The organism is Nitrosospira multiformis (assembly GCF_003050865.1).
In the GTDB taxonomy this organism is placed as follows: Bacteria; Pseudomonadota; Gammaproteobacteria; order Burkholderiales; family Nitrosomonadaceae; genus Nitrosospira; species Nitrosospira multiformis_E.
Window position 1 is genome coordinate 21,434 of sequence record NZ_QAOK01000027.1, and the last position, 18,860, is coordinate 40,293.

The window sequence follows — 18,860 nt, forward strand, 5'->3', positions numbered from 1 at the left end:
GCTTCTCCAAGGCTTCGCTATATTATCCCCGAACATTAGCGTATATTGCCATGCAGGACCATGCGGCAAATTGCCGCATGGTCCTGGAAAAGGGAAAAGGGGACAATATCGATATGGATATTTGAAAGCAGGAAAGACCCGATGTTCACAGGAATTGTCGAAGCTGTCGGCGAGATCAAAACGGCCAGCCCGCAGGAAAATGGCTTAAGCTTGCGCATTGCGCCAGGCAAGCTGTCTCTGGCAGACACAAAAGTCGGCGACAGCATCGCGGTAAATGGTGTATGCCTCACCGTTATCGCGCTGGCGGACAACCTGTTATCTGTAGACGTCTCACGCGAAACATTGCAGTGCACGCAAGGACTGGATAAACCGGGTGGAAAGGTTAATCTCGAAAAATCGCTGCGCCTGTCCGACAGGCTGGGTGGCCACCTCGTCAGCGGTCATGTCGACGGAGTTGGAGAGGTGAGAGAGTTTCAGTCTCTGGGCGAAAGCTGCCTGCTTGCGATCCGGTTGCCGGATTCGCTGCTGAAATATGTCGCCAAAAAAGGTTCGATTACGGTGAACGGCGTGAGCTTGACCGTTAACCGGGTAGAGGATAACGAATTGGAGATCAACCTCATTCCCCATACACTGGCTGAAACGACGCTGAAAGGATTGGAAGCGGGTGCCAGGGTAAATGTAGAAGTGGATATGCTCGCACGCTACGTGGAGCGCCTGCTGGTAATGGACGACAAGCGCAGGAGCGAGCGCTCGATTCAGACATGATCATCAGTTCAGTTCAGGAAATCATTGCGGACATCAAGACCGGCCGCATGGTCATTCTCGTCGACGAGGAAAACCGCGAAAACGAGGGAGACCTGATTCTGGCAGCAGATTTCATTACACCGGCAGCCATCAATTTCATGGCAACGTACGGGCGCGGCCTGATCTGCCTGACGCTGATGGAGGAACGCTGCCGCCAGCTCAATCTGCCCTTGATGGTGGCGGCTAACCGGTCTCCGCTAGGCACCAATTTCACGGTTTCCATCGAAGCCGCGACCGGCGTGACCACCGGAATTTCCGCCGCCGACCGCGCCCGCACGGTACAGGCTGCCGTGAATCGGGATGCAAAACCGGATGACCTCGTCCAGCCGGGACATATTTTTCCGCTCATGGCGCAAAACGGCGGCGTGCTCGTGCGCGCCGGCCACACAGAAGCCGGTTGCGATCTGGCGCATCTGGCGGGACTCACCCCCGCCTCCGTCATCTGCGAAATACTGAATGAAGACGGGAGCATGGCGCGTCTCCCCGACCTGGTCGAGTTTGCGGCAAAGCATCAACTCAGGATCGGCGCTATTGCCGACCTCATCCATTATCGCAGCCGTACGGAAAGCCTGGTAGAACGCATTGTAGAACGTCCCATCCAGACAGCGCACGGGAGATTCCAGCTCGTTGCCTACCTGGACAAAACCGCCAATACGGTCCACCTGGCGCTGGTAAAGGGAGCGATCGATCCCGACGATGAAACCTTGGTAAGAGTGCATGAGCCGCTTTCGGCCATGGACCTTCTCGATCTGGAGGATGATACCCACTCCTGGAATCTGAACGAGGCCCTGCGCATCATCAGCGACGCGGAACGCGGTGTTATCGTACTGCTTCATCGCAGGGAAAGCAGATCGGAGCTGATGGAAAGGGTGTTACCAGCAAAACTGCCGCACCGTCCGGCGGCTAAGGCTGACCTGCGTAATTATGGCATTGGCGCGCAGATCCTCAAGGATCTCAACGTGAGGAAGATGCGCTTACTGGCCGTTCCCCGAAAAATGCCGAGCATGACGGGCTTCGGACTTGAAGTCACCGGCTATCTGGAGCCGGAAGATAAAAGCCGGCTGACGAAAGGTCGCCAGGCGGTTCGTTGATAATTTTTTGAACCCGCAACTTAAACCTGCCATCCGCTAATAGATAAGAGGCGGCAGGCTGATACATCAAACGTTTCTCCAACCTTTGCAATCAGATCTTGTTACAGGAGCGAACATGGCACGATACGAAAATATTCTTGAGCTCGAACCCAATCTCGACGGTGAAGATCTCAGCATTGGCATTGTCATGAGCCGCTTTAATATCGAGGTAGGCGAGGGATTGCTGGGCGCATGCGTGGAGGAACTGATGAAACAGGGTGTCGACGCAGGGAATGTCGTTCTGGTTTCGGTTCCGGGGGCGCTTGAAATCCCTTTGGCGTTGCAAAAGATGGCCTTGACTGACCAGTTCGATACGCTGATCGCTCTGGGCGCAGTCATACGCGGAGAGACGTACCATTTCGAAGTCGTTTCCGAGCAATCCACCAAAGGAGTTGCCACGGTGCAACTGGATACGGGGATTCCCATCGCCAATGGCATACTCACGACCGATACCGACGACCAGGCGCTGACGCGCATGAGCCAGAAGGGTGCTGAAGCTGCGCGGGTCGCGATTGAGATGGCTAACCTGCAAAGAACGCTCGATGAAATGGAGCAATGAAACACTGGAGCCATGGGTGGCAAAAGAAGCAGAACGCGATGCAGAATCAGGTGGGAAGCGGGAAGTGAAACGGGCGGAGAGACGGGGAACGGGTACTGCGCGAAAAAGCCGCCGGCGGCTGGCGCGTGAACTGGCTTTGCAGGGGTTGTATCAGTGGTGCGTAGCGGGTGGAAGCGCCGGTACCATCGAAGCGCAGCTACGGGATACGGAGGAATTCCCGAAAACGGACGAGGAATATTTCTCCCGTCTGCTCCATGGCGTGTTGACGGAAGCACCCGAGCTCGAGAAGGAAATCCAGCCCTGTCTCGATCGCCCATTCAACGAACTCAGTCCGGTGGAGATTTCGATATTACTGCTCGGTACCTATGAGCTGGAGCGACATCCGGAAATACCGTATCGGGCAGTCATCAATGAAGCGGTTGAACTGGCCAAAGCCTACGGCGGCACGCATGGCCATAAATATGTCAATGGCGTGCTCGATAAATTGGCGGCAAAACTGAGAGCGGTCGAGATCAGGGCAAAACTTTGACTGCGGGACGTACCCGGAACTGCTCGACCGTTTCCGCCGCTTCTGGCATGAAGTGACGACATGAATTGATCCTGTTGACGAAGTATTGTATTAAGTGTTGTCGGAATTTGACATCATCCGGTCTTTTTTCACCCGCTCCGCTCCCGCCACGGTGTTGGGTATAGGGGACGATGCAGCGCTCATCAGGCCTGCACCCGGGATGGAACTGGCAATTTCGACCGACATGCTGGTTTCCGGGCGTCATTTTTTCGAAGATGTGGATCCGTACAAGCTCGGCCACAAATCTCTGGCAGTGAATCTTTCCGATATGGCGGCAATGGGTGCCCGTCCCCGTTGGGCAACCCTTTCGCTGGCGCTGCCAGAATCAGTAGTACAAAAGGATGAGTCATGGCTGCGAGCGTTTGCTGACGGGTTTTTCGCACTTGCTCATGTCCATCAGGTGGACCTGATCGGTGGCGATACCACCAACGGTCCCCTGAATATCTGCGTGACGATCATTGGCGAAGCGCCGGAAGGAAAAGCCTTGCGCCGCAGCGGTGCCAGGGCGGGTGATGATATCTGGGTTTCGGGCTACCTCGGGGAGGCCGCTCTCGCGCTTGCTTACCGAAAAAAAAAGATCATGCCGGAACCGAGCGAAGTGGAAACCGCGGAAGTGGAAGTCCTTATGGCCGCGCTTGAGATGCCCATTCCCCGCGTGGAGTTGGGACAGCGCCTGATCGGCCTTGCCCATAGCGCCATCGATATTTCAGACGGTCTGCTGGCCGACCTCGGACATATTCTGGGGTGTTCAAGAGTGGCGGCTGTTGTCAGAATCGATCAGATGCTGCGTTCGTCGGCGATGGAGAAACATTTTCCCCACCCTTTGGCGATAGAATGCCTGCTTGCGGGAGGAGACGATTATGAGTTGTGCTTTACCGTGCCGAAGTCGGAGCGAACAAATGTGGAACTGCTTTCGCGCGAGGAAGGCATTCCGTTAACACGTATTGGTAGCATCGAGGAGGGAGCAGGCTTGGTCGTGCTCGATTCCGCAGGCAGAACAGTCACTACGAGAGTCAAAGGCTATGACCATTTCCAAGTCTGACAACCGGAGCGATAATTCGCCTGACCGCAACCCTGTCGAGGTGGAATCCACGCCCGCCCCTTCTATCGACAAGGGGAATGAAGCCCGACGAGAGGCTCTTCCGCTCCTGCCTTCCCTCTGGATCGAACGGCCGATACCTGACAAGACATTCATTCGCAGCAGCGTGGCACATTTCATCGCCTTCGCCGGAGGGGCCGGATTGAGTCCCGTGGCACCCGGCACAGCCGGTACCCTGATCGCGTTCCCCCTGTTCTGGGCACTCGAATATATTTTCGATTCCTTCGGTTTTCTCCTGTTTCTTGTTGCCGCGTTTGGTGTCGGCATCTGGGCTTGCGGGGTGACAGGCCGGGCACTGAGGAATCCCGATCACGGCGGTATCGTCTGGGATGAGGTCACCGCTTTCCTGCTGGTGCTGTTCTTTACACCCAAGGGCCTGATGTGGCAGGCATTCGCATTTCTGCTGTTTCGCTTGTTCGATATAATCAAACCGGCACCTATCCGTTACTACGAAAAAAAACTGCATGGCGGATTTGGTGTGATGTTCGACGACCTGCTGGCGGCTTTCTTCACGCTTTTGTGTCTGGCCTTCTGGAAGGCTTATGTGACCGGTTAGCCAATACGTTCCAATAGGCGCCGCAGATGCGGGCATTTTTCTAGCAAGTATCGGGGAAATGGATTTCAGGAGGAGCAACCGACATGGATGATATGATGCTTCAGGATCTGGCGATGCGGGTTGGAACAGCGCTTGCCCAGCAGGAATTGATGCTCGTCACGGCCGAATCCTGTACCGGCGGGTGGCTGGGACAGGTCATTACTTCAGTCGCCGGGAGTTCCGGCTGGTATGAGCGCGGCTTCATTACCTATGCTACGGCTTCGAAACAGGAAATGCTGGGCGTGAGTAACGCCACCCTCGAACAGTACGGTTCGGTATCGGAACAGACAGCCTCCGAAATGGCCGCGGGTGCGATTGCACGCAGTCATGCCCAGGTGGCAGTGTCAGTAACCGGTATTGCCGGACCGGATGGTGGTATCGAGGAAAAGCCGGTCGGAATGGTATGCTTTGCCTGGATAATGAAAGAGGGAATGGCGCTCGCCGAAACGCGATATTTCAGCGGCAGTCGCGAGGAGATAAGGCGCCAATCCGTGTCGGGAGCGCTACAAGGCCTGATCGATCTGCTACACAGTATCCCGCCCACCGTCGCATGACTCTCTGTCGCTCAATGATCGCTCTCATGCGCGCCATGACGGGACATCAGCCGGTCACTATAGGCGATTGCAATTGCGGACAACAGGAAAACTATGTGGATTCCGGTCTGGGCCAGGATCGTTTTCTCGTCATATGCATTGGCATTGATGAATGTCTTCAACAGATGAATGGAAGAGATGCCGATAATAGCAGTGGAGAGCTTGACTTTCAGCACTGTTGCGTTGACATGGGATAACCACTCCGGCTGATCGGGGTGTCCTTCCAGATTCATACGGGAGACAAAAGTCTCATAACCTCCGATGATCACCATGATGAGTAGGTTGGAGATCATCACCACGTCGATCAGACCCAGTACGACCAGCATGATCGTCGTTTCCCCGATCTTCCTGGGAGGAGCGGCGCCCTCGATCGAGACTGCATCCAGGGTGTGCTCCAGCGCCTCCTTGTTACCCATCACTGCTCCGATCAGGTCAAGTAATTCCACCCAGAAGTGATAGACGTAGACGCATTGCGCAAGAATCAGCCCAAGGTACAGGGGCAATTGCAGCCAGCGTGTGGTAAATATGAAATATGCCAGCGGCTGGATCTTCCTTGACCTCCCGAGGTAGACGGTTGGAGGGGTGTCGTTGGTATCGTTAGAGTCCTCGTTGATTTTCATTCAATTCTGTGGATTTTGCGGTGAAAAATACCTGCTATTTTACACGCCGGCTGTTTCGTTGCGCACATCGTTCATGTGGTTTCGACAGTCCATCGACGTACTATGTACTATGATCTGCCGATGCCCCTCCCGAATAAGAGAAGAATACGAACATGACCGCGATTTCTCCCCTCGCGCTGGTGGCTCTTGTGTCGGCCTCGTTTTTGCCGCTCTTGCCACATGTCAGCGCGAAAACTCCGGAGCAGGTTTTTACGGAGGAAAGGGGCCGCATCGTGTCGGTTGATATGTTGAATGCACAGGGTGAGCTGGCTGCTCAGGGCAGTGGGGTGGCGCTGGGCGCGGATCAGGTAATCACTACTTGCGATGTCACCCGGCAGGCAGAAAGCGCACGGGTGCGCTGGTCGGGAAGGGTATTCAAGGCCACGGCGGCGCCGCCCCAGACACATCTCAATCTTTGTCGCCTCCATGTTGCTGGTATGCACGCTCCATCGCTTGCTTTAGGCAGCGCAGAAAAGCTCAGGGTGGGACAACCGGTAAATGCAATCGGTCTGCCTCACGCGAGGCTCGGCGGCAAGTTGAAAGGAAACAGCAGCGAGGAAAGAAGGAATGGGCGAGACAGGATCTGCCCGATGTGCGATGGGAGCAAAGTCCCTGGATTGCAGGAGGAACACCGACGTGACCCGATCCTGGCCGAAGGCGCGGTGGCGGCAATGCGCCCCTATGCAGGGTCCCGTTACATGAGAATTTCGGCACCCCTCCTGCTGGGTTTCAGCGGTGGGGGACTATTCGACGAACAAGGCCGCCTGATCGGAATTCTCTCGCCGCAACGTGTAGAAGGTGAATCGCTTGCTTTCGTACTGCCGTCGGATTGGCTTGGCAGTCCCCCGGAAATGACACACATCCCCGGGTCGATGGACCCAAAGTCCGCGGACCCAAGGCAGGGCCTCGCCTGGCTCAATCAAACGCTGGCGCTGGAAAAGAAGGGCGACTGGCGCAGGTTGTTGAAACTCTCGCAGCAGGAGACCAGGCGCGACCCGTCGAATGCGGCTGCCTGGTTTAACGTGGGGATTGCTTCCTGCAATCTCAAGCAATATTCCCAAGCGGTCAACGCATACCGGGAAGCCATTCGTCACCATGCCGGCTATGCTGATGCGTGGCATAAACTCGGAGCGGCCTACGCGAATCTCAAAGACTACGAGAACGCAAGCCAGGCCTACGAGGATGCGCTTCGGATGGATCCCGATAATGGCGAGGCCTGGTACGATCTGGGCAATACTTACCATAACCTCAAAAAATATGCGCACACAATTCATGCCTACCGGCACGCCCTCCGGATTGACCCGGAAAATTTCAGGGCCTGGTACAAGCTGGGAGTGACCTATGACGAGTTGAAACTGCACGGCGAGGCGGTTGAGGCATACCGGAAAACAGTGGTGCTCCAGCCGGAGAATGCGGATGCCTGGTACAACCTTGGGGTGGACTATGCCATTCTGGATGAGCGCGACAGGATACGCGAGATCTACCAGACGCTGCGCAAGCTGGACCCGTCCAAGGCCGAACGGTATTTCAACACTTATATCCTGCCATGAAGATCCCCGGCGAATGTTCATTGGAGGAGAAGAATGTTTCCGGCACGGATAAAACAGGTGTCCGCTGAACACGTTGTCATTTTTCCCCTGCTTTCCCGCAGGGGTCACGTATGCGATAATTGACCCATCTTCAAAGGAAAAAATTTCATGGACGAAAACAGAAGCAAGGCATTGGCGGCGGCGCTTTCCCAGATCGAAAAGCAGTTCGGCAAAGGCTCGATCATGCGACTGGGGGCAAGCGATGTCGGCAAGGACGTGCAGGTCATCTCCACCGGTTCGCTGGGTCTGGATATTGCGCTGGGAGTGGGTGGCCTGCCACGCGGGCGGATTGTGGAAATCTATGGACCGGAATCCTCGGGCAAGACGACACTCACTCTGCAAGTAATCGCGGAGATGCAAAAAATGGGCGGCACAGCGGCATTCATCGATGCGGAACACGCGCTGGATTCGCAATACGCGCAAAAACTCGGCGTCAATGTTCAGGACTTGCTGATCTCACAGCCGGACAACGGTGAGCAGGCGCTGGAAATAGCCGACATGCTGGTGCGCTCCGGCTCGATCGATGTGGTGGTTGTGGATTCCGTCGCGGCCCTCACCCCGCGGGCGGAAATCGAAGGTGAGATGGGCGAGCCGCAAATGGGCCTTCACGCCCGGCTGATGTCGCAGGCGTTGCGCAAGCTCACCGGTAACATCAAGCGCAGCAATACCATGGTGATTTTCATCAATCAGATACGCATGAAAATCGGTGTCATGTTCGGCAGCCCCGAAACCACGACCGGAGGCAATGCGCTGAAATTCTATGCATCCGTGCGTCTCGATATCCGCCGCACCGGTGCCATCAAGAAGGGCGAAGAGGTGATTGGCAGCGAAACCCGGGTGAAGGTGGTCAAGAACAAGGTGGCGCCCCCCTTCAGGCAGGCGGAATTCGATATTCTCTACGGAGAAGGCATTTCGCGCGAGGGCGAAATTGTCGAACTGGGCGTGCAGCACAAGCTGATTGATAAATCCGGCGCCTGGTATGCCTACAAGGGAGACAAGATAGGCCAGGGCAAGGATAACGCGCGCGAGTATCTGAAAGAGCATCACGACATTGCCATGGAGATCGAGTCGAAAATCCGGGCGGCTGTCGGAGTTTCCAACCCGGCCGAACCTGCACCCGTGGAATGAGTGTGGCAAGCGGCGGTGTAGCTTTTTAGATCCCGAAAGCAGATTCCCGAAGGTGCCATGACGCGCGCGGTGAGCCTCAAAACCCGTGCGTTGGGTTATCTGGCCCGGCGTGAACATTCGCGGCTGGAACTGGAAAAAAAGCTTGCGCCTCATGCCGAAACTCCGGAAGAACTTTCCTCTGTACTGGATGGCCTTGAGCAGCGCGGATTTCTGTCGGCGGCTCGCCTGGTCGAGCAGATAATGCACATGCGCAAGGCCAGGTTTGGCAGTTTGCGAATCGTGCAGGAGTTGCGCGAAAAAGGCATCGAAGAGAATTTGATCACTGCAGTCCTGCCTGATCTCAGGGAAGCCGAGCAGCGCAGCGCGTACGAAGTATGGCGGAAAAAGTTTGGTGCAATGCCTGCGGATGCGAAAGCCTTCGGCAGGCAGACACGGTTTCTGTTGGGGCGCGGATTCAGGCCGGAAGTGGTGCGCCGGGTGTTGCAGCACCCCGATAAGGAAGAAGGTTGAAAAATCGCTTGCCTCAATTGTCTCGTTTGTCCCGGCGCACGGCTCAATTTCTACAGGCTGTGTTCCTCGTGGCTGCTCTCGGGATTTTGCTCGGCAGTTGTGACCGTCTTCGCGCTACACCCATCAACGCAGTCACTACCTCCCCTGCAAATTTTGACGGGAAGGAGGTCGCGCTGCATGGCGTGGTAACGGAGTTGACGCGGATCCCGCTGATCGATATGAAGTCTTTTGTATTGAAAGACGACAGCGGGGAAATCGCTATCCTCACTGATCACGATTTGCCGAAAAGCGGCCAAGAACTGAGCGTCAAGGTGAAGGTCCAAAATCTTGCAATCATTAACGGCGAACCTCTGGGAACGACCATAACGGAAATAGAGAGGCATGAATGGGCCATCAAGGATTGGATAAACCAGACAGTAAGCCAGGCAGCAAGCAATCTGTCCCGTCTGATTAAATGAAGCGAGATGAAAAGCAGCGAAGTACGGCAAAAATTTCTTGAATTCTTTGAGGTGCACGGTCATACGATCGTCGCATCCAGCCCCCTCGTGCCCGGCAACGATCCGACATTGCTGTTCACCAATGCCGGCATGGTACAGTTCAAGGATGTATTTCTCGGCCAGGACAAACGTCCCTACGTGCGCGCGGCAAGTGCACAGCGCTGCGTGCGCGCGGGCGGCAAGCACAATGATCTGGAGAATGTGGGCTATACCGCGCGCCATCACACATTCTTCGAGATGCTTGGCAACTTCAGCTTTGGAGACTATTTCAAGCGCAACGCCATCAGGTTCGCCTGGGAGTTTCTCACCGATATCCTGAAAATTCCCCAGGAGAGATTATGGATTACGGTTTATGCCGAGGATGACGAGGCCGCCGATATCTGGCTGAATGAGGTGGGCATTGATTCTTCCCGTTTTACCCGCATCGCTACTCAGGACAACTTCTGGCAGATGGGCGACACCGGGCCCTGCGGCCCCTGTTCCGAGATTTTTTACGACCATGGTCCGGAAATCCCCGGCGGGCCGCCTGGAACACCGGATGCCGACGGCGACCGCTACGTGGAAATCTGGAATCTGGTGTTCATGCAATACAACCGCGACAGCGCAGGCACCTTGCATCCCCTGCCGCGCCCCTCGGTCGATACCGGCATGGGCCTGGAGCGTATCTCCGCAGTGATGCAACAGGTTCACAGCAACTACGAAATCGACCTGTTTCAGGAATTGATCAAGGCTGCGGCACGAGCGACCAGCACAACCGATTTGTCCAGCAGTTCGCTCAATGTCATCGCCGACCATATCCGGGCCTGTTCTTTTCTTATTGCCGATGGCGTGATTCCAGGCAATGAAGGTCGCGGCTATGTCCTGCGGCGCATTATCCGGCGCGCTATTCGCCACGGTTACAAGCTCGGACAAAAACAGCCTTTCTTCCACCTGCTGGTGGAAGACCTGGTGAGCGTCATGGGGCAGGCCTATCCGGAACTGATGGAGGCAAAGACGCGGGTGGCGGCGGTACTGAAGCAGGAAGAGGAGCGCTTTGCCGAAACACTGGAAAACGGCATGCAGGTGCTGGAAGCTGCGCTGCGGCGTGGCGGCAGGATGCTGGATGGCGAAACCCTGTTCCGTCTCTACGATACCTTCGGCTTTCCGTTGGATCTTACCGCCGATATTGGGCGCGAACGCGGGATTGCCATAGACGAGGCCGGGTTTGACCAGGCAATGGAGCGCCAGCGCGAGCGCGCACGCACCACCAGTAAATTCATCATGCAGGAAGCCATTGCTTATAGTGGTCCCTCGACGACGTTCCATGGATACGAAAGCCTGCAACAGGAAGGACAGGTTCTTGCTATCTATAAGGAGGGCAGCCGGGTCGAGTTTATCGAGGCGGGCGATGAGGCGGTGATCGTGCTTGATAAAACCCCTTTCTACGCCGAATCTGGCGGCCAGGCAGGGGATAGCGGTGAACTGCTCGCTTCCAACGGCACCTTTGCCGTTGCTGACACCCAGAAAATCCAGGCGGATGTGTTCGGTCATAAGGGATTGCTGCGCAGCGGACGGCTAGCAACAGGCGATATCGTGCTGGCGGAAGTCGATCGCATCGCACGGGCGCGAACGGAACGCAATCATTCGGTCACTCATCTTATGCACAAGGCGTTGCGCGAAGTATTGGGTCACCATGTCCAGCAAAAAGGCTCCCTGGTCGATGCGAATAAAACGCGCTTTGATTTTGCGCATAACCAGCCCGTGACGGACGCGGAAATCCGCAAGGTGGAAATGCTGGTGAATGCCGAAATTCTTGCCAATGCTGCAACCGAAGCGCGCATGATGGGAATCGAGGATGCAAAGAAATCGGGCGCCATGATGCTGTTCGGCGAGAAATATGGCGATGAAGTGCGTGTGCTGGATATCGGTACTTCGCGCGAATTGTGCGGTGGCACCCATGTCAAGCGCACAGGCGACATCGGTCTCTTCAAGATCGTGGCCGAATCCGGAGTGGCCGCCGGAGTACGGCGTGTGGAAGCGGTGACCGGAGAGCGAGCGCTCACTTACATCCAGGAGCAGGAACTGCAATTGCAGCGCGTTGCTGAGGCGGTTAAAGCGCAACCACAGGACGTTGCTGCCCGCATCACCCAGATTCTCGATAACGTGAAACATCTGGAAAGAGAGCTGGGGCGCATGAAATCGAAGCTGGCCAGTTCACAAGGTGACGATGTTGCGGACCGGGTTCGTGAGATAAAAGGTGTGAAAGTACTGGCGGTGTGTCTTGAAGAGGCAGACCCGAAAACGCTGCGTGAAGCAGCGGACAATTTCAAGAATAAATTCAAATCCTGCGTGACAGTGCTGGCTGCCGTTGAAGATGGGAAAGTCAAGCTGATCGCAGGCGTAACCAGCGACCTGACAGCAAGGCTCAAGGCAGGTGAACTCGTTAATTTTGTAGCCCAGCAGGTGGGCGGCAAGGGGGGGGGCCGTGCCGATCTGGCGCAGGCAGGCGGAACCGAGCCCGATAACCTCCCCGCTGCCCTGGAAAGCGTCACCGGCTGGGTCGAGCAGCATCTATAAGCAAGTCTCTTAATAACCCTAATAATTTGATCAGGAATGACCAGTAAACACGCACGCCTTCTCATTCTCGGTTCCGGTCCTGCCGGTTATACCGCCGCGGTCTATGCCGCCCGCGCCAACCTCAAGCCCATGCTCATTACCGGTCTGGCACAGGGAGGTCAGCTCATGACCACAACGGATGTGGACAATTGGCCTGCGGATGCGATGGGCGTGCAAGGCCCGGAACTGATGGAACGCTTTCAGAAGCATGCGGAACGTTTTGATACCGAGATCATTTTCGATCACATACATACAGCGCGGCTCACGGAAAAGCCTTTTACCCTGATTGGTGATCAGGGTGCCTACACGTGCGATGCGCTGATTATTGCCACCGGCGCTTCTGCGCGCTACCTGGGTATGCCATCCGAGGAAGCGTACATGGGCAGGGGGGTTTCGGCCTGCGCCACCTGTGACGGCTTTTTCTACAAGGCACAGGACGTGGCCGTGATAGGGGGCGGCAACACAGCGGTAGAAGAGGCCCTCTATCTTTCCAATATTGCCCGCAGCGTCACTGTCGTTCACCGGCGCGATAAATTCCGTTCCGAAAAAATCCTGATAGACAAGCTGATGGACAAGGTAAAAAATGGCAACATCAAGCTGGAGCTTCACTACGTGCTCGATGAAGTGCTTGGCGACGAGGGCGGTGTTACGGGAATGCGCATAAAGAACGTTCTGGATGATTCGACCAAAACGGTTGACTTGCAGGGCGTGTTCATCGCGATTGGTCACAAGCCGAACACCGATATTTTTCAGGGCCAGCTAAAAATGGAAAACGGTTACATCATGACGCAGGCGGGAACACATGGCAATGCGACGGCCACCAGCATTCCCGGCGTTTTTGCGGCGGGCGACGTACAGGATCACATCTACCGGCAGGCGGTAACCAGCGCGGGAACTGGCTGCATGGCTGCGCTGGATGCCGAAAAATACCTGGATGTTTTGACCTGAGGCGGCGAGCGGCAATCAGAAGCAGGACTTCCGCATAATCTGCCGGCTCACGCCTGCTTTGGAGTCTTCCGGGGCGCGATCGATATCTGAAGTTATCCATGGCGCCGAGGGAAATTGACCCGAGGGGAATTGCGCAGGACCGAGATGAGACGGCGGGAAAGAAAACCTGGCATCCATACCACTCCGTGGGCAGAAACTGCTGCCGAGGGCGATAAGCGGGAGGGAACCGCTGCATCCATCGGGGATAATGATGCTGCCCTGTTTCGTGACGCCATGCGCGATGTCGCGCCCCTCGCCTCAACCGATAAAGTCATCCTTTCGGCCAGCCATCCCCCACCCATACCCCTTCAGTTTCAACCCGCTCGCTCTACTGCCCATGACGCGCTATCGGACGATATCCGCCCGATGGAACCAGGTGATGAATGGGCTTTTTTGCGCCCCGGCGTCTCGCGCCAGACTTTGCGCCGGCTGCGGCGAGGCTATTGGAAAATAGAGGCACAACTTGATCTGCACGGGCTTACGCGGGAGGAAGCAAGGCTCGCGCTGGCGGCGTTCATGGATGCGAGCGGCGAAAGCGACAAGCGCTGCCTGCGAGTGATACACGGCAAGGGGTTCGGATCGCAGAATCGGGAGCCCGTCCTGAAAACCCGGATTGGCGGCTGGCTCTCGCAACGGGAGGATGTGCTGGCTTTCTGCCAGGCAAGTCCGGCGGAGGGCGGCAGCGGCGCTGTGCTCGTGCTGCTCAGAACATCCTCGGGCAGTCAGTCAATAACCCAATGAAATATGAAGGATATCCAGGGACGCTGCTTAAAGCGACTTGCTTAAAGGGTGGGCTTGTTCTCGTGCATGTAAGTCTTCTCATGCACTTCCTGGCAGCGTACACAACGTTGCGCAGTGGGATAAGCCATGAGTCGCTCGAACCCTATTTCGCCCCCACAGTCGATACAATCGCCGTAATCCAGCTCCGCCAGGCGTTTTAGCGCCGCTTCCACCTCGCGCATCTCGTTCACCTGGCGATCCACGAGGTTGGCATCCACGTCCACCAGCATATCCGCTACCGAAGCATCACCCGGATCAGGGACACTGCCCGCCAGATCGGCATAGTGCTGGTTGTCCGAACTCTCCAGTTCATCCCGGACCTCTTCCCGCAGTTGCAGATAGCGCTGTTGCAGAACTTCCTTCAACTGCGCCAATTGCTCTTCAGTAAATTGTGCCATGATAAATTCCTTTATGATCGAGATTGCCGGCTGACAAACCCTCTGGGAAGAGGAAAGCAAATGCCCCAGTCAAGCGAATCCACAGTGCAGATGTTTGCACCCGAGGCAGGGGAAACCAGTCATCCAGGTTTGAACGAAAGAGCAAACCCCGCCCCTCACGTCTTTCCCACAATCGGAAAACCACGATTTTCCATCAAATTTCCAGGCTGGAAATTCAAAATTCAGAGACCGTTCGCCCTTTTCAAATCCTCGATCACCTCAACAGGATTGCGTGAAGGGCTTGCGGATAAATAGATTTTTGCGATCCTGCCCTGCGGATCGATCAGAAAAGTATTTCAGTGTAGCGGATGGCTCTGTATTTGCCACATGATTCAAAAAAACCAAGCCAGCGCCATGAGCGCCGTAATTATTTTCCCTGTTTTCATAAGTATCTCCAATTTTTTAGAGCCTGGAGCAAAGCGAAATCTGGCGAAAGCATCTCAGTTTCCGCACCACCGCAATAAGGGCAATGTTACGTGCAATAGATAGATTGATTATAGAAGGGTAAGCAGCACCGCGCTCATCCCTTTGCATTGTACTTGCCTCTTCTTCCTGCAGGTCTTGAGCATTATCCCAATTAACATGAACTTTTCCCTATCGTTTACCCTTGAGTCCTGAATTCTTCGCCTCCCGTTCACCCTGAGCGCTTCGTCTCCTGTTCGCCCTGAAACTGTCGAAGGGGGCGAACGGTTCAGGACAAGCCGTCAAAGGGGACGAACACTGCTCAGGACATGCTTGTCGAAGGTCGAATGGATGCATAGTAGGGCTTTCGAAGGAATCGAACTGTGCCCCGGACAACACAACTTCTATTCGAAAAGCAAAATAAACGTATAGTGAGTAGAGCAAAGCGCAGCCTGCTGATGAAAGTATGACTTGACTTGTTCAATGGCTTGAGAGCTTCTCCGAAGCTCACCCTTCAGCCCGCATTCAATTTTCTTGCGGGCAACGCCCACATCCGCAACAGCACCGCTGCTACCGCCGCCAGACCTCCCGCGAAAAAGAACGCCGTGGCCGCACTCTGAAGCTGCCAGAGCGATCCGAACAGCAGTCCCGCGGGAATTGCCGCGAGTCCCACCATCAGGTGATACCAGCCAAAAGCAGTCCCCCGTTCCCGCGGCAGCGCATAATCGCTGATAATGGCGCGCTCCGCTCCCTCGCTCATACCGGCGCATAAACCGTAAAAAATGCTTACCGCCCATAATCCGCTACTCCCCGCTACCTGACCCAGCATCAGGAACGAAAGTGAAAACGTGGACCAGCCTATCAGCATCAACGTCCCCCGCCCCAGACTGTCCGCCAGTTGGCCACCCCAGATGGAGGTTGCGGCTTTGCAGAGACTCAGCGCCGACCACAGCAGCAGTAATTCAACGGTTCCAACCCCTAACTCATGTCCCAGCAGCAGGATGAAGGTTTCCGAGGCGCGGGCAAACGTAAACAGCATCAGCACCAGAAGATAGCGCCGCATGGGGAGGGATAAGAGCGACCAGCGCAAGGGTGGAAGCTCGGCAGGAGAAGCTGCACGATGACTGGCCGCATCCTCCTCTTCTTTCTTATTTTCCTTATCCTCCTTCACCCCGACTCCGAGCAGCAGCACGGCGATGAAGCCTGGTACCGCGGACCAGAGGATCACTTCCGTGAGGCTCAAGCCGGACCATGTCAGCACTGCCGCCGCGGCCAGGCTGCCTGCAACGGCACCGCCGTTGTCCATCGCGCGATGGTACCCGAAGGCGTAGCCGTGCATTCCCGGAGGCGTCGCATCCGCAACCAGCGCATCACGTGGCGCGCTGCGCAAACCCTTGCCTACCCGGTCGATGCTGCGCAATACCAGAATCAAGGGCCAGGAGCCCGCCAGCCCGAGCATTGGACGGGTAATGTTCGAAAGCGCATATCCTGCGACCGCAAGCCCCTTGCGCCGACCGCTCATGATATCCGAGTGCCGTCCCGCCCACAGCTTGAGCAGGCTCGCCACCGCATCCGCAACACCCTCGATCAATCCGAGCACTATCGGTCCCGCTGCCAGTACCGTCGCCAGCAGGATCGGAATGAGCGGAATGACGATATCAGAAGCAAAATCATTGAAGAAACTCACCAGGCCGAGAACGATCACGGCGCGGGGCAGTTTTTTCTGGGGGGCAGGTAGCTGGGGCAGCGCTATCTGATCGGGTTTTTCCATACCCGAATATTAGCGTAAAATGCTCGGTTACCGCCCTGGTAGCTCAGTGGATAGAGCGACCCCCTCCTAAGGGGTAGGTCACACGTTCGATTCGTGTTCAGGGCGCCAGTGTTTATAGGGGTTACAGCGTTTAAGCGGTTTTCGTGCCCTTATCGTATTTCTAAAATGTAACCATTTTGTAACCGCTAGATTCAGGCCGAGCCCTATAAGACTCTTAGTCTAGCGCTTTAAGTTCTCCCCTTCCCCGGCAGCAATCGGTGGCGCAAGAAAAAAACCCAGCAGGAACAAAACAAAGACAGAGGGATTAGAACCAAACCTGGAATGACATGAGGGGTTCTTAATCTGGGGATGGATACGAGCACCCCTACTGGAAAATTGATGTTGACCGTATTGGGAGGTATCGCCCAGTTTGAGAGGGAAATGATGCTCGAGCGGCAGAGGGAAGGTGTGGCCAGGGCCAAGGCAGCAGGTAAATACAACGGAAGAAAACCAACCCCCGACGCAATCAGGTAGGAGGTAATCCGCCTTGCAGGAGAGAGGATGACGAAGCTGCTATTGCTGTTCAACTGAACAGTTGGGAAGCCATCATATACCGGATCTTCGCAGCAGCGCCTAAGGAAAACCACCAAGTACCGATTGCCTCAATCTAATGTGTTCTTCGAAATTCAAGGACTCTGTAACTGGATTTGGAAGGTGAGAACGCCTTGAAAAAGGCAGAGATTTTTCATGATGGCGTGTGGGTTATAAAAAAGCTGCGAGCCGCCATTCCAGAAGATCCATTCGAAGTCCTGGTCAACGGCAGGTCCATGGGGATGGCAAAGCTTCTATCCTTTGCGAAATGCGTATCCAATACAAGTCGTTTCCCCCAGGTTCTCGTCATCTACTCTTCCGGTTATTTGCGGCTCAAGGCCGGAGCTGATCCTGCACCGCCGCTGACGTTCGGTCAGAGCCTGATCCTCGGCCCGGCAATCTCCGGCACATCGACTTCATGTCCAAAAAAGACCCTATTCTTTCATCCCCAACTGGAGCGCGTTGCCATTGATACTTCCCAACTCAATCAGAATGGCACAGGCAGGTTGCTGATCAGGATTACGGCGTCCCGCACAAATCGTTCACTCAAAAGCGGCAAGACCAATCAGATCATGGCGCTCACCTGGCTATTGACCCTGGAAGAGCCGCATGACCTGGCTACCATACTCCATGTGACGGGTACGTTTGAATTCACACAGGACGTGATACCGGATCCCATGCAGACAAGAACGTTCGAGTCAGTGCGGCTCCTCCAGATTTCCACCATGTTTATTGACAATGTCCGGCATGATGTAGACGCGCTTCGTCTGCACGTAGAAAACGATGTCGTAACATTATCCTACGATTCCTCATTGGCGAATCTGCTGCTGCCAGTCATGCCTCGCTCACTGAATCCCGCAATGCCGGTGTTCGATTCCATACATTCAGATGATGCCGGGCGGCCCAATGGGGATACACCGAGCTACAGGGTCAGGATAAATTCAATCACAGGCCCGACAACAGGTCCCATTATGGTTCGGGCATTTTTCAACAGCAGCCGAAACCTGCGTCATGACAACATGGGAATATGGGCCTTTCAGCGAGCACCAGCATCGATCAAAAAGGGCGCAGCCGGAAGCATCGACTACACCGTTACCGCAAGTGTAAACGCTCATTCCCTGGAAGCAGTTTGAAGCCAGATCGCATGCGAACAGGACGACTTATGCCTACCGTTTATAAATATCCGATAATCCGTAATCCAGATGAATTTACGAAGAGTATCTCTGGAGGAAAGCAGATGACAAAGGTTTACGAGCAAGTCCGCAAGATGGGGCTTTAGTTTTACAGGTGGCATTGCGTCGTTAGCGGGAAGTTACATCCGACCTGGGGACTTGAGCATATTTGAGAAGTTTCAGTGTTGGAAAAAGGGAGTGGAAATCCGTGATTAATCCAACCACCATGGGAACCGTCCTCGATCAGCCTTCGAACAGCCATCATGGAATAGCCGATGCTGAACATATGATGCAGCTATCTCAAATTGACGCCACGAATCGCTCGTACCGTTGTGCAAGCCGGTCCCGATCCGGCCGGTCTTTGCTGCGCACGGGCAGATGAAGCATCCCACCGTCCAGTCGTTTCAGGGCTTCG

General features: G+C 55.4%; 19 protein-coding genes and 1 tRNA gene. 17 read left to right on the forward strand and 3 right to left on the reverse strand.

Annotated features, from left to right (window positions below; genetic code table 11):
* Positions 1 to 141: 141 nt before the first annotated feature.
* The 7 genes from C8R21_RS12465 to C8R21_RS12495 all read left to right on the forward strand — a co-directional run bounded on the left by C8R21_RS12465 (position 142) and on the right by C8R21_RS12495 (position 5,309).
* On the forward strand, positions 142 to 765 hold the full coding sequence (locus C8R21_RS12465; RefSeq protein WP_107763012.1) for a riboflavin synthase: 624 nt from the start codon (positions 142 to 144) through the stop codon (positions 763 to 765).
* Positions 762 to 1,895: a bifunctional 3,4-dihydroxy-2-butanone-4-phosphate synthase/GTP cyclohydrolase II gene (gene ribBA, locus C8R21_RS12470; RefSeq protein ID WP_107762997.1), complete on the forward strand. Its 1,134-nt coding sequence runs from the start codon at positions 762 to 764 to the stop codon at positions 1,893 to 1,895. Before C8R21_RS12465 ends, ribBA begins: the two co-directional genes overlap by 4 nt.
* 115 nt (positions 1,896 to 2,010) lie before the next feature.
* A complete protein-coding gene (gene ribH / locus C8R21_RS12475) occupies positions 2,011 to 2,493 on the forward strand; it encodes a 6,7-dimethyl-8-ribityllumazine synthase (protein WP_074975645.1) in 483 nt (160 codons plus the stop codon).
* Positions 2,477 to 3,022 (forward strand): transcription antitermination factor NusB, encoded by a 546-nt coding sequence (nusB, locus tag C8R21_RS12480; protein WP_308811394.1) that lies wholly within the window; start codon positions 2,477 to 2,479, stop codon positions 3,020 to 3,022. Before ribH ends, nusB begins: the two co-directional genes overlap by 17 nt.
* A 94-nt stretch (positions 3,023 to 3,116) precedes the next feature.
* Positions 3,117 to 4,103, forward strand: a complete 987-nt coding sequence (gene thiL, locus C8R21_RS12485; RefSeq protein WP_107762998.1) for a thiamine-phosphate kinase — start codon at positions 3,117 to 3,119, stop codon at positions 4,101 to 4,103.
* Positions 4,084 to 4,716, forward strand: a complete 633-nt coding sequence (locus C8R21_RS12490; RefSeq protein ID WP_308811395.1) for a phosphatidylglycerophosphatase A family protein — start codon at positions 4,084 to 4,086, stop codon at positions 4,714 to 4,716. The genes thiL and C8R21_RS12490 overlap by 20 nt, the downstream gene beginning before the upstream one ends.
* A gap of 83 nt (positions 4,717 to 4,799) precedes the next feature.
* The gene (locus C8R21_RS12495) at positions 4,800 to 5,309 is read left to right on the forward strand and encodes a CinA family protein (RefSeq protein WP_107762999.1); all 510 of its coding nucleotides are present in this window, start codon (positions 4,800 to 4,802) and stop codon (positions 5,307 to 5,309) included.
* Between the two features lie 11 nt (positions 5,310 to 5,320).
* Here the strand turns inward: C8R21_RS12495 and C8R21_RS12500 are convergent, their stop codons facing one another.
* Positions 5,321 to 5,968 (reverse strand): TIGR00645 family protein, encoded by a 648-nt coding sequence (locus tag C8R21_RS12500; protein WP_107763000.1) that lies wholly within the window; start codon positions 5,966 to 5,968, stop codon positions 5,321 to 5,323.
* Between the two features lie 152 nt (positions 5,969 to 6,120).
* On the opposite strand from C8R21_RS12500, the gene C8R21_RS12505 reads away from it, so the two are divergent.
* The 7 genes from C8R21_RS12505 to C8R21_RS12535 all read left to right on the forward strand — a co-directional run bounded on the left by C8R21_RS12505 (position 6,121) and on the right by C8R21_RS12535 (position 14,054).
* A complete protein-coding gene (locus C8R21_RS12505; protein ID WP_107763001.1) occupies positions 6,121 to 7,557 on the forward strand; it encodes a tetratricopeptide repeat-containing S1 family peptidase in 1,437 nt (478 codons plus the stop codon).
* Positions 7,558 to 7,704: 147 nt separating this feature from the next.
* Positions 7,705 to 8,724 (forward strand): recombinase RecA, encoded by a 1,020-nt coding sequence (recA, locus tag C8R21_RS12510; protein ID WP_074975675.1) that lies wholly within the window; start codon positions 7,705 to 7,707, stop codon positions 8,722 to 8,724.
* A 57-nt stretch (positions 8,725 to 8,781) separates the two neighbouring features.
* Positions 8,782 to 9,234, forward strand: coding sequence for a recombination regulator RecX (gene recX, locus C8R21_RS12515; RefSeq protein WP_107763002.1), 453 nt, complete (start codon positions 8,782 to 8,784; stop codon positions 9,232 to 9,234).
* Complete coding sequence (locus C8R21_RS12520; protein ID WP_181258937.1) at positions 9,231 to 9,692, forward strand: hypothetical protein; 462 nt, start codon at positions 9,231 to 9,233, stop codon at positions 9,690 to 9,692. The genes recX and C8R21_RS12520 overlap by 4 nt, the downstream gene beginning before the upstream one ends.
* 6 nt (positions 9,693 to 9,698) lie before the next feature.
* Positions 9,699 to 12,287: an alanine--tRNA ligase gene (gene alaS, locus C8R21_RS12525; RefSeq protein WP_107763003.1), complete on the forward strand. Its 2,589-nt coding sequence runs from the start codon at positions 9,699 to 9,701 to the stop codon at positions 12,285 to 12,287.
* 36 nt (positions 12,288 to 12,323) lie between these two features.
* The gene (gene trxB, locus C8R21_RS12530; protein WP_107763004.1) at positions 12,324 to 13,274 is read left to right on the forward strand and encodes a thioredoxin-disulfide reductase; all 951 of its coding nucleotides are present in this window, start codon (positions 12,324 to 12,326) and stop codon (positions 13,272 to 13,274) included.
* 144 nt (positions 13,275 to 13,418) lie between these two features.
* The gene (locus C8R21_RS12535) at positions 13,419 to 14,054 is read left to right on the forward strand and encodes a Smr/MutS family protein (RefSeq protein WP_107763005.1); all 636 of its coding nucleotides are present in this window, start codon (positions 13,419 to 13,421) and stop codon (positions 14,052 to 14,054) included.
* A gap of 41 nt (positions 14,055 to 14,095) precedes the next feature.
* Here C8R21_RS12535 and C8R21_RS12540 read toward each other — a convergent pair whose 3' ends face one another.
* Both C8R21_RS12540 and C8R21_RS12550 read right to left on the reverse strand, forming a co-directional pair.
* On the reverse strand, positions 14,096 to 14,491 hold the full coding sequence (locus C8R21_RS12540) for a TraR/DksA family transcriptional regulator (protein WP_107763006.1): 396 nt from the start codon (positions 14,489 to 14,491) through the stop codon (positions 14,096 to 14,098).
* A gap of 955 nt (positions 14,492 to 15,446) precedes the next feature.
* Positions 15,447 to 16,703: an MFS transporter gene (locus C8R21_RS12550; RefSeq protein WP_107763007.1), complete on the reverse strand. Its 1,257-nt coding sequence runs from the start codon at positions 16,701 to 16,703 to the stop codon at positions 15,447 to 15,449.
* 32 nt (positions 16,704 to 16,735) lie between these two features.
* Between C8R21_RS12550 and C8R21_RS12555 the strand changes: the two genes are divergently transcribed.
* The 3 genes from C8R21_RS12555 (at position 16,736) to C8R21_RS12565 (ending at position 18,406) form a co-directional block, all read left to right on the forward strand.
* Positions 16,736 to 16,811 (forward strand) — tRNA-Arg (locus C8R21_RS12555).
* Positions 16,812 to 17,051: 240 nt separating this feature from the next.
* Positions 17,052 to 17,216 carry a recombinase family protein gene (locus C8R21_RS12560; RefSeq protein ID WP_219906663.1) on the forward strand — a complete coding sequence of 55 codons (165 nt, stop codon included), beginning with the start codon at positions 17,052 to 17,054 and terminating at the stop codon, positions 17,214 to 17,216.
* A gap of 191 nt (positions 17,217 to 17,407) precedes the next feature.
* A complete protein-coding gene (locus C8R21_RS12565; RefSeq protein ID WP_107763008.1) occupies positions 17,408 to 18,406 on the forward strand; it encodes a hypothetical protein in 999 nt (332 codons plus the stop codon).
* The last annotated feature ends 454 nt before the right edge of the window (positions 18,407 to 18,860 follow it).